Genomic DNA, 14,113 nt, shown 5'->3' with positions numbered 1-14,113 from the left:
TTATCGCTCACGCTGGCGAACGGCTTCCCGTTCGGGACCCATGTAGGTCCCAAGCGGACGTGCCTTTCCGCCCATCCCGGCACGGCTTCCTGTCTAGCGCTACTCTGGAAAGGTGGTGCCGCTTGCGTGACTCGAACACGCGACCCCCTCATTACGAATGAGGTGCTCTACCAGCTGAGCTAAAGCGGCCCCGGCGTCGTTCACGCGAAAAGGCGCGAGCGAGCGAGGAGGGCTCTTTATACGGGCGCGGCGGGCTTGCCAAGAGCCGATAGCATCGCCGGTTCGTCGGGGGCGGCGGCGATGCGGATTTCGGCGAAATCGAACGGATGCAGGGGCGTGGCGGCGGCTTCGGAGATGCAGATGGCGATGCGGCCGGATGAGGCGGCGCGCGGCAGATCGGCGCTCAGCGCGCGGGCGGCGCGGGGCGAGTGGAGTATGACGGCGTCGAAGGGCTCGGGCGCGGGCGCGTGAGTCTCGACGGCGGCGTAGACGGGCAGGCGCTGGACCGGGCGGTCCGGCAGCAGGGCGGGCAGGTCGCCCGCCGGTTCGCGCGCGCCGGGGGCCAGCAGGGGGCCCGGCGGGGCTTCGGCGGCGATCAGGCGGGCCAGGGCGTGAATGTCGCCGGAGGCCGAGCGGACGTCGGCGAAGCCCGCCGCGCGGGCGGCCTCGGCCGTGGCGTCGCCGACGGCGAAGACGGGGTGGTCGCGAAAGCGCGGGATCAGTGGGGCGAAGGCTTCGACGCCGTTGGGGCTGGTCAGGGCGAGGACGGCGACGGCGTCGGGCGAAGGGGCGGCGTCGAGGGCGCCGGGCAGGGGCGCCAGCGTCAACAGGGGCGCGACGAGCGGGGTGAAGCCCAGCGCCGTCAGCCGGTCCGCCGTGCGGGCGGCGCCCGGCTCGGCGCGCGTGACCCAGACGCGGCGGATCGGCGTCATGGCCCTAGAGCGCGATCTTCTGGTCGCCGGCGACGGCCTGGACCTGACCGCCGAGATCGAGGCCCAAGGCGCGGGCGTCTGCGGCATCGGCGTCTGCTGGGATGTCGCCCGTGCGGGTCCAGCGGCCCGACCCGTCAGGGCTGAGCATTTCGGTGCTGAGGTGCAGACGATCGCCCTCAATGTGGGCGTAGGCGCCGATGGCGGTGCGGCAGGAGCCTTCCAGCGCCGCCATGGCCCCGCGCTCGGCGGCGACGGCGAGGGCGGTGGGGGCGTGGTTCAGGGCGCGGGTCCAGGAGGCGTCGACGTCGCCCTCGCGCGTCTGCAGGGCCAGGGCGCCCTGACCCGGCGCGGGCAGGAAGGCGTCCAGCGGCAGGCGCTGACGGATGACCTCGCCGAGGCCGAGACGGTTGAGGCCCGAACAGGCCAGCAGGATGGCGTCGAAGTCGCCGTCGCGCAGCCGCTTCAGCCGGGTGTCGACGTTGCCGCGCAGCATTTCGATGTTCAGGTCGGGACGCAGGGCCAGCGCCTGCGCCTGACGACGCAGGGAGGCGGTGCCGAAGCGGGCGCCCTGCGGCAGGTCGGCGAAGGTGGCGTAATGGTCGCTGATGAAGGCGTCGCGGGGGTCTTCGCGCTCCGGCACGGCGGCGATGGCCAGACCGGGGGGCTGTTCGGCGGGGACGTCCTTCATCGAGTGGACGGCGACGTCGACGCGGCCGTCCAGCAGGGCTTCCTCGATCTCCTTGGTGAACAGGGCCTTGCCGCCGACTTCCAGCAGGCGGCGGTCCTGGATGCGGTCGCCGGTGGTGACGATCTCGACCAGAGGAACAAGGGTTTCGACCTCGGCGTCGGGCACGCCCAGGGCGCGGCCGATGGCGCGCTGCATCATGCCGGACTGGGCCAGGGCCAGGCGCGAACGCCGCGTACCGATGCGCAGAAGGGGTTCAGTCAAGTCGGGTCGCCGTTGCGAAAGAGGGGGCGGGTCGCTAACTCCGCCCAATGAAGATGGACGCGGACTATAGCAGGGCGACGGACGGGGCAACCGAACGCCGGTCGGACGGTTTGACCGTGCTGGGGCTCGAGACCAGCTGCGACGAGACCGCTGCCTCGGTGGTGCGACTGTCGGCGGCTGGCGCCGAGGTGCTGTCCAGCGTCATCCACAGCCAGATCGACGATCATGCGGCCTATGGCGGGGTGGTGCCGGAAATCGCCGCCCGCAGCCATGTGGAGATGATCGACGGCGTGACGCGCCGGGCCATCGCCGAGGCCGGGCTGGACTGGAGCGCGCTGGACGGCGTGGCGGCGACGGCGGGGCCGGGCCTGGTCGGCGGGGTCATGGTGGGCCTGTCCTACGGCAAGGCGGCGGCGCTGGCGCGGGGGCTGCCGCTGATCGCGGTCAACCATCTGGAAGGCCATGCGGTGTCGGCGCGGCTGGGGGCGGAGACGACCTATCCCTTCCTGCTGCTGCTGGTCTCGGGCGGGCACTGCCAGCTGCTGGAGGTGCGCGGCATCGGCGACATGAGCCGGTTGGGCACGACCATCGACGACGCGGCGGGCGAGGCTTTCGACAAGATCGCCAAGGCTATGGGCCTGGGCTATCCGGGCGGACCTGCGCTGGAGAAGCTGGCGGCGAGCGGAGACGGGTCGCGCTTTGATCTGCCGAGAGCATTGTTGGGGCGGAAGGATTGCGACTTCTCCTTCTCGGGGCTGAAGACGGCGGCGTCGCGACTGGCCCAGACCTGCGAGACGGAGCAGGATCGGGCCGATCTGGCCGATGCGGCGCAGAAGGCGATCGCGCGCCAGCTGGCCGAACGGTCCGAGCGGGCGATGAAGGATTACGCCGAGGCGCATGAGCATCGCCTCTTTGTGGTGGCTGGAGGCGTGGCAGCCAACAAGACGATCCGGCGGACGCTGGAGGATCTGGCGACGAAGCACGGCTTCGCCTTCCTGGCGCCGCCGATGGCCTATTGCACCGACAATGCGGCGATGATCGCCCTGGCGGGGGCCGAACGGCTGGAAAAAGGCCTGACCTCCGACATCGATGTCGCCGCCCGGCCGCGATGGCCTCTGGACGAGACGCGCGCCAGCGTTGATCCTGTGCACAAGAAAACGGGCCGCAAGGGCGCCAAGGCTTAAAGCGGCCTGGCTCTCGGCGGGGGTCGGGGGACCGGAGAAGACATGGAATTCCATACGGCAGGCGTAATTGGCGGCGGCGCCTGGGGCACGGCCCTGGCGCAGAGCGCGGCGGCGGCGGGTCTGGCCGTCGTCCTGCAGGCGCGTGAGCCCGAGGTGATCGAGAGCATCCGCGCGCGTCGGATGAACGACGCCTTCCTGCCCGGCGTCGAGCTGGATTCGGCCATCAACGTTACCTCGGACTTGGCGGACCTGGCCGACTGCGACCTGATCCTGGCCGTGCCGCCCGCCCAGCACATGCGCGCGACGTTGCAGGCCTTCGCGCCCTACGCCCGGCCGGGCCTGCCCATCATCCTGTGCTCCAAGGGCATCGAGCGCGGCTCGCTGAAGCTGATGACCGATGTGCTGGCCGAGGCGATTCCCTCGGCCACGGCCGCCGTGCTGTCGGGGCCGAGCTTCGCCGCCGAGGTGGCGCGCGGCCTGCCCAGCGCCGTGACCCTGGCCTGCGCCGACGCGGCCATGGCCGAGGCCCTGGCGGGCGCCCTGTCGGGGCCGGTCTTCCGGCCCTACTACGCCGACGACCTGATCGGGGCGGAGACGGGCGGGGCGCTGAAGAATGTGCTGGCCATCGCCTGCGGCATCGTCGAGGGGCGCGAGCTGGGCCGCAGCGCCCACGCCGCGGTCATCACCCGCGGTTTCGCCGAGATCGTCCGCGTGGCCACGGCCCTGGGCGGCAAGGCCGAGACGGTGGCGGGCCTATGCGGCCTGGGCGATCTGGTGCTGACCTGCTCCAGCCCGCAGTCGCGCAACATGAGCCTGGGTCTGGCCCTGGGTCAGGGCCTCAGCGTCGAGCAGGCGCTGGAAGGCAAGCGCTCGGTGGCCGAGGGCTATGAGAGCGCGCCGGCCGTGCGCGAACTGACGCGCAAGCTGGGCGTCGACACGCCGATCTGCGAGGCGACGGCGGCGGTGCTGGCGGGCGAGTTGACGGTGGATCAGGCGATCGAGAGCCTGATGAGCCGTCCGCTGAAGCCCGAGCGCGAATAGTGACCGAAGAGAGTCCGGCGGCCGAAACCCAGGAGCGCAAACGGGTCTGGAAGACGCCGCCGAACGTGGCCCTGTGTCTGGAGGCGGACATCGCTGATCCCGGCTCGCGCGGCTTCGTGCTGCAGATCGGCGAGGCCTTCTTCCACGGCTTCGTGGTGAAGAAGGACGGTCAGGTCGCGGGCTGGGTGGATCGCTGTCCGCACGCGGGGTTTCCCATTGCGGTGGAGCTGGACCGCTATCTGACGCCGGACGGGTCTCTGATCCTGTGCGGTTGGCACGGGGCGGCGTTCGAGCCCCTGTCGGGCGCCTGCGTCGCCGGACCTTGCGCGGGCGGCAAGCTGACGCCCTGGCCGGTCGAGGCCAGGGGCGGGGTCATCCGCACGGCGTAAGGGCAGAAGGGACGCTAGAGCCCTATTCCTTCGGGACTAGCTTGGGATCCTTGGTGAAGGCTTCGTCGACCTCTTCCTCGGTGATCCGCTTGGAGGGGTCGCCGGGCTGGTTGAGGTTCTGCTCCTCGGTGCCGTCGCCCATCATGCCGGGGTGGGGGTCTTTGGGGTCTTTCTCGGCCATGGTGATCTCCTCCGCATGGATGCAAAGGCAATCCGGCGACAGCGCCGGGCGTTCCATCACGCCCGCGCGAGGTCAGCGCTTCAGGCGTCGCGCATTGGCCGTGGCCGTGGCGTGGACGGGGGCCAGGGCGCGCCCCTGCGCCTTCAGCGCCGCGCCGTAGAAGGACCAGCCGTCGTGCATCGCCCGGCTCCAGGCGCCCATGGCCCAGTCCGTCTGGGCGGCGGCGAAGGCGAAGGGCGTGTCGGCGCGGGCCAGTTTGGTTAGGCAGTCGGCGGCCTCTGCCCCCTCGCGCGCGGCCAGACGCCCGGCGCGTTCGGCCAGGTCCAGCGCGCCGGCGCAGGCGGCCCCGGCCGAGGCCGTCATGGCCTCGACCTTCTCCGCGCCCATGCGGCTCAGTTCGGCGTGGTCGGCGCGCAGGGGATCGGCCAGAGCCTCGCCCATGATCTCGAACCGCCGCGAGATGACGGCGGCCGAGGCCTGGGCCAGTTCCTGACCGGCCTGGGCGTTGCGCAGGGCGCTGCGGGCCGTCTTCTGCATGGGGCTCATATGCAGACCCTGGGCTGGTTTCAGGCGACCGGCAAGACTTCTTGCGCGAAGTCGGTCAGGTCGCGGATCAGGGCCGGAACGGTGGCGTCGATGATGCGCTGGCCCTTTTCCGGGGTGGCCTGGGCCGGGTCCGAGCCGATGCGGCCGTCGGGGAAGCGGGCGCGATAGTCGTTGGCGTCGCGGATCGGGCCGAAGGGGGCGATCTTCGGCTCATAGGCGGCGGTCTTGATCCGGTCGGGATAGCCGGCCTGGGTCACGGCGATCTCGGACGGGGTGGCGTGGCTGCCGTGGCCCGTCGGGAAGATGTCCTCGCACAGCTTCTGCACACCCGGCAGATCCCACCAGTTGCGCAGCTTCAGCACGAAGGGCGGGCGCTCGGCCCAGGGCTCGGGCGTGAAGGACCAGTCGGCGTAGATCTCGGCGAAGGCGGCCTCGATGGTGGCGACGTTGCCGCCGTGGCCGTTGAGGAAATAGATGCGCTCGAAGCCGTGGCGCGTCAGCGACGACACCCAGTCGGCGATCACCGCCATGAAGGTCGACGGGCGCAGGGTGATGGTGCCGGGAAACGCCAGGTGGTGCTGGGCCATGCCGATGTTGAAGGTCGGCGTGACCACCAGGCTGTCGTCGCCCTTCTCCGCCGCGTGGGCGATGATCTCGGGGCACAGCCAGTCGGTGCCCAGCAGGCCGGTCGGTCCATGCTGTTCGTTCGAGCCGATCGGCACGATCACCGTCTTGGACAGCAGGGCGCCGGACTTCAGGCGCGCGTCGATCTCGGGCCAGGACGACAGGTGGATCAGCATGGAAAAGCTCCGGCGGACGGAAGGTGAGGGGATTGGGGGGCGGCTTTACGCTGATCCGCCCCCAGGGCCAACTTGGGCGCGCGTCTATTCCGGCGCGAAGGCGCGAACGAAACGCCGGGCGGCCTCGCGGGCGCGGGCGGGGATGTCGTCGATCGCGGGATGGGGCAGGCCCAGGACCGAGCGCAGGTGGCCGTGGCCCAGAACCATGCCGGTGAACATCTCGGCGGCGGCGACGGGATCGGGCGCGGACAGGCGGCCCAGGCGGTCCTGCTCCTCCAGCCAGACGGCCAGGCGGCGCAGGTTCTGGCCGGGACCGGCGTCATAGACGGCGCGCGCCAGCTCGGGGGACTCGGGCGAGGCCAGGGCCATGCCGCGCAGGGCGACGCCGCGGCCCTCGATGCAGACGCGACGGATCAGGGTCTCGGCCAGGGCCGCCAGGGCGGTTTCGACATCCAGGTTCGAGGCGAGCGGGGCGACGGTCTCCTCGGAGCGTTGCGCCGCCAGGTCGCGGGCGATGGCCGTCTTGGTCGGGTAGCGGTTGTAGAGGGTCTGTTTGGACACGCCGGCGCGCCGCGCGACCTCGGCCATGGAGACCTTGGCTCCCTTCTCCCTGAACAGTTCGGCGGCGGCGCGCAGGATGGCGCGGCTCTTGTATTCGTCGATCTGGCCGAGGGCGCGGGGCATCAGTGAATCTCGGAGGCTTCGGGCGAAGGGACGCTCTTCACCGGTTGGGACAACAGGGTCAGGAAGGCCGCGCAGGCGCAGCCGACGGCCAGCAGGGCGAAGGCGTCGCCGAAGGCCATCGTCGTCGCCTGCTTCTGCAACAGGCCGTACACGGCCTTCATCGCGGAGGCCTGGGGGTCGATCGAACCCGAGAAGCGCTCGGTCAGGCCGGCGATCATGGCGCGCATCCCCTGATGGGTCTGGTCGATGGCGCTGGTCAGTTCGACCATGTGCAGGGCGGTGTTGTGGGTCAGGGCGGTGTTCAGCGTGGCCAGGCCGAAGGCGCCGCCGACGTTGCGGGCCAGGTTGACCAGGCCCGAGGCGTTCTTGACCATGTGCGGCGGCAGGGTGGCCATCGTCACCTGCTGCGAGGCGATCATGGCGATCATGACGCCGCAGCCGCGCATGGCCTGGACGCCGGCGAACTCCCAGAATCCCCATTCGTCGGTGACGAGGCGGGCGTCCCACATGCCCCAGGCCGCCAGGATGAAGCCGACGAACATCAGGATGCGGGCGTCGACCAGCCGCACCAGCCGCCCGGCAAAGGGGGCTGTGGCGAACATGGCCAGGCCCGACACGATCATGGTGGTGCCGACCTCGGCCGCCGAATACTCGCGCACCCGGCCGAGAAACAGCGGCAACAGGAAGGTGCCGCCGAACAGGGCCGCGCCGACGATGAAGGTCATCAGCACCCCCACCACGAAGTTGCGGTTGCCGAAGGCGCGCAGCTCCACGATCGGATTGCGGTAGGTCAGCGAGCGCCAGATGAAGGCCGGGCCGCAGATCGCGGCGATGACGCTGAGCAGCAGGATGTTGTCGTCCTCGAACCAGTTTTCCTTGGCGCCTTCCTCCAGCACGAACTGCAGGCTCATCAGGAAGGCGGCCATCAGGCCCAGGCCCCACCAGTCGAACCCCTTGGCCAGGCTGGCGTCGCCCTTGTCGAAATGGGCGTAGCGCCCGACCAGGAACAGGACGATCACGCCGGGGAAGACGTTGATGAAGAACAGCCAGTGCCAGCTCAACTGCTCGGTCAGATGGCCGCCCAGGGTCGGGCCGACGGTCGGGGCCAGGGTGACGATCAGCCCCATGATGACGCTGGCGGTCACGCGCCGCTCGGGCGGAAAGGCGGTGAAGGCGACGGCGAAGACGGTGGGGATCATGGCTCCGCCGACGAACCCCTGAAGGGCGCGGAACAGGATCATCATCTCGATCGACGACGACAGCCCGACCATCACGCTCATGATCAGGAAGCCGGTGCAGGAGGCCATGAAGACGATCCGCGTCCCCCACAGCCGCGACAGATAGCCCGACAGGGGGATCATCACGACCTCGGGGATCAGATAGGCGGTCTGGATCCAGCTGATCTCATCGGCCGAGGCGCCGACGCCCGCCTGAATCTGCGGCAGGGAGGCGGCGACGATCTGGATGTCGAGAATGGCCATGAACTGGCCGATGACCATGCCGGCGAAGCCGAGCAGCAGGGCGGTCCAGTTGATCGCGGGGGCGGCGGGCCCCGCCGCAGAGGCTGGCGCGGGGGGAGCCGCGGCGTCCGTCACCGGGCGAGGCTCGCATTGGCGGCCATAGCCAGGGCCGTCTCGCCCGGATGGGCCTCGGCGAAGGCGGCGCCGCCCTGGCTCTTCAGGTCGACCTTGACCTCGACCGACAGGCCGGGCCGCAGGACGATGGGGCGGCCCGAGGCGTCGCGCTGGACGACGATGCGAACGGGCACGCGCTGGGTGATCTTGGTGAAGTTGCCGGTGGCGTTCTCGACCGGGATCAGGGCGAATTCCGAGCCGGTGGCGGGGGCGAAGCTGTCGATACGGCCGTGCAGCGACCGGCCGGGGAAGGCGTCGGCCTTGATCTCGACCTCCTGGCCCAGCCGCATCCGTCCGACCTGGGTCTCCTTGAAGTTGGCGACGACATAGACGTCCTGCAGCGGCACCACCGACATCAGGGGGCCGCCTGCCTGCACCACCTGTCCGATGCGCACGCCGCGCGCGCCGACGACGCCGGCCACGGGGGCGCGGATCAGGGTGCGGTCCAAGGTCAGTCTGGCCTGATCGACCAGGGCGCGGGCCTGTTCGACGGCGGCCACGCTCTGTTCGCGCGTCGAGCCGAGGACGGCGGCGGTGCGCTGTTGGGCGGTCAGGTCGGCCTGGGCCTGGGCGACCGAGGCGCGGGCGGTTTCGGCCGTGGCGCGCTGGGTCTCGATGCGCTGCTGCGACACCCAGCCCTGATCGGCCAGCTTGCCGTAGCGGTCGACCTCGGCGCGGGCCAGGTTCGCTTGGGCCTGGGCCTGGGTCACGGCGGCGGCGCGGGCGGCGATGGTGGCCTGCTCCTGCTGGGCGCGGGCGTCGACATTGGCCACGGCGGCGGTCAGGGCCGCCAGATTGGCTTCGGCCTGGGCCAGGGCGGCGCGGGCGTCCGCATCATCCAGTCGGACCAGAACCTGGCCCGCCTCGACGCGCTGGTTGTCCTTGACCAGGACTTCGACCACCTCGCCGCCGATGCGCGGACTGACGGCCACGGTGTCGGCCTGGACGAAGGCGTTGTCGGTGCCCTCCCAGCGCTGCTTGCCCTGCCACCAGACGAGCCCCCCGACGATGAGGCCCACGCCGACCACGCCGGCGACGATCAGGGGCAGGCGCTTCTTGAGCGGGGCGGGGAGGGCCATGGAGGAGACAGCTCGCTTCGATTTCGGGGCGTAAAATGGACGGCGATGTCCAGAATACAAGGGCGAACTGCGTAAAAAGGTCGCAGGTTGGGAGCCTAATCCTGAGCCGGGGTGAAATCGGCGCGGTCGAAACGCCGCCCCCGTTTCACCGTGAGGACCAGGCGGCGCAGATTGGCCACGTCGGCGGACGGGTCGCCGGCCACGAAGATCATATTGGCCAGCTTGCCCGGCGCCAGCGTCCCCATATCGGCCTCCTGATTCAGAGCGCGGGCGGCGGTGGCGGTGGCGGCGACGATGACATCGCCCGGCGTCATGCCGACGGCGTTCTGCAGCAACTCCATCTCCTCAAGCAGGGCGGGCCAGGGATCGACGTCCGGCGTCTCGCCGTCCGTGCCGGCGGCGATGGCGACGCCGGTGCGATAGGCCTGTCGGGTCAGGGCGAAGACCATGGGGCCGGAGCAGATGGGCTGGCGGGCCCCCGGCCGGTAGGCGACGGCGCGATCCTGATCGGCGTAGACCCAGACGGTGGCGTCCAGGATGATCCCCTTGTCGCGCATCTGGTTCAGCAGGCCCTGCACTACGGGATTGTCGCCGTTCAGGAAGGGAGCGCGGTCGATCGGCGTGCGGCTGGCGTAGCTCTGGGGACGGTCGGCCGGCGCCTGAGCCTGATGGGCCAGGATGCAGGCGTGGGACATGACGTCGGGGCGGGCGTCGATCACGTCCTGCGGCGTCGCCGGATAGACCATGGCGTGGGTCCACACCGGAACGCCCTGGCGATGGGCTTCGGCCGTGACCGCGGCGATGCGTTCGGCCGGCAGGTCGGCGTAGATCTTGATCCCGGACGCTGAGGTTCCGCGCGCCATGGCGACGGCTAGGGGCAGGTCCGTCTCGGTGGTGATCGCCTGCATCCAGGGCGTCTGGCCGGGAATCTCGCCCGCCGTCACCGCCTGGGTGCGCGGGTCGTTGAAGAAGCCTTCGCCCGCCATGAGGGCTGCGTAATAGATGTCGGGCGACGGAACCTCTCCCACCCGCGCCTGGCGCGCCAATTCGCCGACGGAGCGCAGGTCGTCGGCCATGCCGCGCACGGCGGTGACGCCTGAGTAGAGCCAGCGCCGCATGTGGGCGTGCGCCTCCTCTGCGTTCGGCGGCGTGGCGATATGCACATGGCTGTCGATCAGACCCGGCAGAACATGAAGGCCGGAGACATCGATCCGTTCGGCCCCCTGAGGCGTGGCGTCGGCGTCCGGCTGGATCGCCAGGATGCGCTCGCCCTGGACGAGGATGGTGGTTTCGTTACGCGGCGCAGCGCCCGTGCCGTCGATCAGGACCGCGCCATGATAGGCGATGATCCGATTGTCGACAGGGGGCGTCTGAGCCGACGCCGACGCGGCTGTCGCCAAAAAGACCGCCCCTATCAGCGCGCGCGAAAACTGGATCATGGCCGTCTTCCCCTGTCCCTCAGTCCGGGCTTGTGCGAAGGCGGCCCTGGCGTCAAGCTGATCGTCCCCCGTTGACGACGCGCCCGCGGAAGGCGAAGCGGAGGCATGGCTCCGTTGAAATCCGCCTCCCGCCAGAAGAAGGCCGTTCAGAAGGCCGCTCTGACTCCACCCCCAGGCAAGCGCTCGCGTCAGCCGAAGACGGCGCCCGTGGGCGCGATCATCCGCTGGCCGCCGGACGAGGACCGGGTGGAGGAGATCTTCGTCCGTCTGTCGGGCGTCATGCCCGATCCGAAGACCGAGCTGGACTTCGTCAATCCCTACACCCTGGTGGTGGCGGTCGCCCTGTCGGCCCAGGCCACGGACGTAGGGGTCAACAAGGCGACCAAGGCCCTGTTCGCCATCGCCGACACGCCGCAGAAGATGCTGGCCCTGGGCGAGGAGGGGCTGATCCCCCTGATCGCCTCCATCGGCCTCTATCGCACCAAGGCGAAGAACGTCATCGCCGCCGCGCGGATGCTGGTTGATAAGCACGGCGGCGAGGTGCCGCTGAACCGCGCCGATCTGCAGGCCCTGCCCGGCGTGGGGCGCAAGACCGCCAGCGTGGTGCTGAACGAACTGGGGATAGAGCCGGCCATTGCGGTAGACACCCACGTCTTCCGCGTCTCGCATCGGCTGGGGCTGGCCAATGCGGCGACGCCGGACAAGGTGGAGGCGCAACTGCACCAGGTGGTGCCCGAGGCCTGGCTGCCCAAGGCGCACCACTGGCTGATTTTGCACGGCCGCTATACCTGCCTGGCGCAGCGACCGAAATGCGGCGCCTGCGTGATCTCCGACCTGTGCCCGTCGCGCGCCAGCTTCATGGGGGTGTGACGGCGCCTTCTTCCTCTTTCGTCATCCTCCGGCGAGCGGAGCGAGACCGGTGGGCCCAGCGGCGCGCGTGAGCGCGAAAGAGGCAGAAGCGACGCTCGCGGGAAGGTCGCCTTCGGCGCCTCCCCTGGTCCGAGCTTCGCTCGGCCAGAGGATGACGAAGGAGAGAAGGAGCGAGCGGGCGCCTAGCGCTCCAGTCGGGCCCGCACCGCCTGGCCGAAGCGGGCGCGGGCGTCCGGCGCGGCGGCCAGGTAGAAGTCCGGCTCGATCAGTTCCGCCTCCATCAGCACCCAGTCGCCGTCGGCGTTCAGCGTCATGTCGATGCGGGCGTAGAGCAGGTCCTCGCCGATGGCGGCCAGGGTGCGTTCGGCCAGATCCAGCGCGCCCTGCGGCGCGACGTCCAGCGCCTGATAGCGGCCGCCGTACTGGGTCTGGATGCGGAACTCCCCTGCCGCGCCGGGGCGCTTGTTCACCACATGGCTCAGCTCGCCGCCGAAATAGAGCAGGGAGGTCTCGCCCTCCGTCTCGATGGCCTTGAGGTAGGGCTGGATCATCGTGCCGCCGACGGGGGCGTTGGCCAGGGCCATGTCCAGCGGATCGCCCGCCGTCACCCGCAGGGTGCGCCAGGCGCCGCCCGAGACGGTCGGCTTGACGATCAGGGCCTCGGCGCCGGTCGCGGCGAAGGCGGCTTCCAGAACCGCAGCATCGACGTGGTCGGCGAAGATCGTCTGCGGGACGGCGACGCCCTTTTCCGACAGGCGGGCCAGATAGCGCTTGTCGGCGTTCCAGCGCAGGGTCTCGGCCGGGTTGGCCAGGGGCGCGCCCGCCTCGGCCCAGGTCGTGCAGGCCTGGAGCCAGCGGTCGTGATCCTGATGATAGCCCCAAACCAGCAGGGGCAGGACCAGCGGATAGTCCATCAGGGCGCGGGCGTTCTCGACATGGTCGGTCCATGGGGTGGGGCGGGCCGTGATCCCCGCCGTCGCCAGCGCCTCGCCCAGCCGGTCCAGCACGCCGGGCCACAGGGTCGAATAGGTGGGGTCGGCCGGATCGGGGGTCAGGACGGCGACGTCGGTCATGGCGCGGCTCCGAAAGGCCCGACGAGGGCCGTCTGCAACAGGTCCGACGGCTTTAGGCCGGTTTTCACTCGCGGCGAAGGTCTGAAGTCTGGCGCGCGGCCGTCTGCCCCGCTATGGGGCGCGGATGACCCAAACCCTGCCCGCCTTCGCCCAAAACGCCCGCTTCGACGTCTGCGCCCTGGGCAACGCCATCGTCGACGTCCTGGCGCCGTGCGAACCGGCCTTCCTGGAGGCCAAGGGCCTGGTTCCCGGCTCGATGCAACTGGTCGACGAGGATCAGAGCGCGGCCCTGTATGACGCCATGGCGGCGGGGGTCGAGGCGTCCGGCGGTTCGGCGGGCAACACCGTGGCGGGCGTCGGCTCGTTCGGCGGCCGCGCGGCCTATATCGGCAAGGTGGCCAAGGATACGCTGGGCGAGGTCTTCAGCCACGACATCCGCGCCGTCGGCGTCCACTTCGACACCTCCGCGCTGGACGACGGCGCCGGCAAGGGTTTCGGCACCGGCCGTTGCCTGATCAACGTCACGCCGGACGGCCAGCGCACCATGTGCACCTTCCTGGGCGCCGCCAACCAGCTGACTACGGCGGACGTCGACGCCGCCGTCATCGGCGACAGCGCCATCGTCTATCTGGAAGGCTATCTGTTCGATCCGGCTCCGGCCCGCGCCGCCTTCGAGGCCGCCGCCGCCGCCGCCCATGCGGCGGGTCGCAAGGTCGCCATCACCCTGTCGGACAGCTTCGTCGTGCATCGCTGGCGCGCCGAGCTGCTGGAGTTCATCGAGACCTCGGCCGACATCGTCCTGGCCAATGAGGCCGAGCTGCACGCCCTGTTCGAGACCGAGAATTTCGACTACGGCGCCGCCCACCTGGGCCGCATCGTCGAGGTGGCGGCCGTAACGCGCGGCGCCGCCGGTTCGGTGCTGTTCCGTGGAGCCGAGCGGGTCGAGGTCGAAGCCTATCCCGTCGAGAAGGTCGTCGACACCACCGGCGCCGGCGATCAGTACGCGGCGGGCGTGCTGCTGGGCCTGTCGCGCGGCCTCAGCCTGGCCCAGGCCGGGGCGCTGGGCTCGCTGGCGGCGTCGGAGGTCATAGGCCACTGGGGTCCGCGCCCGATGGTCGGACTGAAGGACCTGGCCGCCCGGCACGGTCTGAGCCTTTAGGAGGCGCGGGGCTCCAACATCGTCACCCTCGGGCTTGTCCCGAGGGCCCATGGTCCGGCCATGCGGGACGACAGGTTGCTCCAGCGTAGGCGTGAAAGCGGTTCACCGACAGGGATGGCTCCGCACTGGGTCCTCGGGACAAGCCCGAGGATG

Annotated in this window: 15 protein-coding genes and 1 tRNA gene; 5 read left to right on the top strand and 11 right to left on the bottom strand. The window is 70.4% G+C overall.

The window, feature by feature from the left end:
- Window positions 1-113 precede the first annotated feature (113 nt).
- The 3 genes from ACWIDZ_RS06510 to hemC form a co-directional block, all read right to left on the bottom strand.
- Window positions 114-189: transfer RNA gene (locus ACWIDZ_RS06510), tRNA-Thr, on the bottom strand.
- Between the two features lie 47 nt (window positions 190-236).
- On the bottom strand, window positions 237-932 hold the full coding sequence (locus ACWIDZ_RS06505) for a uroporphyrinogen-III synthase (protein WP_453988202.1): 696 nt from the start codon (window positions 930-932) through the stop codon (window positions 237-239).
- 4 nt (window positions 933-936) lie between these two features.
- Window positions 937-1,881, bottom strand: a complete 945-nt coding sequence (hemC, locus tag ACWIDZ_RS06500; RefSeq protein ID WP_453988204.1) for a hydroxymethylbilane synthase — start codon at window positions 1,879-1,881, stop codon at window positions 937-939.
- 47 nt (window positions 1,882-1,928) lie between these two features.
- Between hemC and tsaD the strand changes: the two genes are divergently transcribed.
- From tsaD to ACWIDZ_RS06485, 3 genes are read left to right on the top strand one after another with little or no spacing between them, the layout of a single operon-like run.
- Entirely contained in the window at window positions 1,929-3,065 is a 1,137-nt protein-coding gene (tsaD, locus tag ACWIDZ_RS06495; protein WP_453988205.1) for a tRNA (adenosine(37)-N6)-threonylcarbamoyltransferase complex transferase subunit TsaD, read from the top strand.
- A gap of 42 nt (window positions 3,066-3,107) precedes the next feature.
- Window positions 3,108-4,106, top strand: a complete 999-nt coding sequence (locus ACWIDZ_RS06490; RefSeq protein ID WP_453988206.1) for an NAD(P)H-dependent glycerol-3-phosphate dehydrogenase — start codon at window positions 3,108-3,110, stop codon at window positions 4,104-4,106.
- The gene (locus tag ACWIDZ_RS06485; RefSeq protein ID WP_343829971.1) at window positions 4,106-4,495 is read left to right on the top strand and encodes a Rieske (2Fe-2S) protein; all 390 of its coding nucleotides are present in this window, start codon (window positions 4,106-4,108) and stop codon (window positions 4,493-4,495) included. The genes ACWIDZ_RS06490 and ACWIDZ_RS06485 overlap by 1 nt, the downstream gene beginning before the upstream one ends.
- 22 nt (window positions 4,496-4,517) lie before the next feature.
- On the opposite strand, the gene ACWIDZ_RS06480 is transcribed toward ACWIDZ_RS06485, so the two are convergent.
- From ACWIDZ_RS06480 to ACWIDZ_RS06450, 7 genes are all read right to left on the bottom strand, one after another.
- Window positions 4,518-4,676: a hypothetical protein gene (locus tag ACWIDZ_RS06480; RefSeq protein ID WP_223850640.1), complete on the bottom strand. Its 159-nt coding sequence runs from the start codon at window positions 4,674-4,676 to the stop codon at window positions 4,518-4,520.
- A 72-nt stretch (window positions 4,677-4,748) separates the two neighbouring features.
- A complete protein-coding gene (locus ACWIDZ_RS06475; protein WP_291780298.1) occupies window positions 4,749-5,213 on the bottom strand; it encodes a phasin family protein in 465 nt (154 codons plus the stop codon).
- Between the two features lie 29 nt (window positions 5,214-5,242).
- Window positions 5,243-6,022, bottom strand: a complete 780-nt coding sequence (locus tag ACWIDZ_RS06470) for a creatininase family protein (protein ID WP_453988207.1) — start codon at window positions 6,020-6,022, stop codon at window positions 5,243-5,245.
- Window positions 6,023-6,106: 84 nt separating this feature from the next.
- Window positions 6,107-6,706 (bottom strand): TetR/AcrR family transcriptional regulator, encoded by a 600-nt coding sequence (locus ACWIDZ_RS06465; protein WP_291780292.1) that lies wholly within the window; start codon window positions 6,704-6,706, stop codon window positions 6,107-6,109.
- Window positions 6,706-8,301, bottom strand: coding sequence for a DHA2 family efflux MFS transporter permease subunit (locus ACWIDZ_RS06460; protein ID WP_346485418.1), 1,596 nt, complete (start codon window positions 8,299-8,301; stop codon window positions 6,706-6,708). The genes ACWIDZ_RS06465 and ACWIDZ_RS06460 overlap by 1 nt, the downstream gene beginning before the upstream one ends.
- Window positions 8,298-9,419, bottom strand: coding sequence for an HlyD family secretion protein (locus ACWIDZ_RS06455; protein WP_346519198.1), 1,122 nt, complete (start codon window positions 9,417-9,419; stop codon window positions 8,298-8,300). Before ACWIDZ_RS06455 ends, ACWIDZ_RS06460 begins: the two co-directional genes overlap by 4 nt.
- A 95-nt stretch (window positions 9,420-9,514) precedes the next feature.
- Window positions 9,515-10,858 carry an amidohydrolase family protein gene (locus ACWIDZ_RS06450; protein ID WP_453988208.1) on the bottom strand — a complete coding sequence of 448 codons (1,344 nt, stop codon included), beginning with the start codon at window positions 10,856-10,858 and terminating at the stop codon, window positions 9,515-9,517.
- Between the two features lie 105 nt (window positions 10,859-10,963).
- Between ACWIDZ_RS06450 and nth the strand changes: the two genes are divergently transcribed.
- On the top strand, window positions 10,964-11,728 hold the full coding sequence (gene nth / locus ACWIDZ_RS06445; protein WP_453988209.1) for an endonuclease III: 765 nt from the start codon (window positions 10,964-10,966) through the stop codon (window positions 11,726-11,728).
- 182 nt (window positions 11,729-11,910) lie between these two features.
- Here the strand turns inward: nth and ACWIDZ_RS06440 are convergent, their stop codons facing one another.
- Window positions 11,911-12,801: an ATP-grasp domain-containing protein gene (locus tag ACWIDZ_RS06440; protein WP_312220131.1), complete on the bottom strand. Its 891-nt coding sequence runs from the start codon at window positions 12,799-12,801 to the stop codon at window positions 11,911-11,913.
- A gap of 124 nt (window positions 12,802-12,925) precedes the next feature.
- Between ACWIDZ_RS06440 and ACWIDZ_RS06435 the strand changes: the two genes are divergently transcribed.
- Complete coding sequence (locus tag ACWIDZ_RS06435; RefSeq protein WP_453988210.1) at window positions 12,926-13,960, top strand: adenosine kinase; 1,035 nt, start codon at window positions 12,926-12,928, stop codon at window positions 13,958-13,960.
- The last annotated feature ends 153 nt before the right edge of the window (window positions 13,961-14,113 follow it).

The sequence above is a fragment of the Brevundimonas sp. NPDC055311 genome (assembly GCF_053645695.1).
This window is presented reverse-complemented; position numbering and strand designations above follow the sequence as displayed.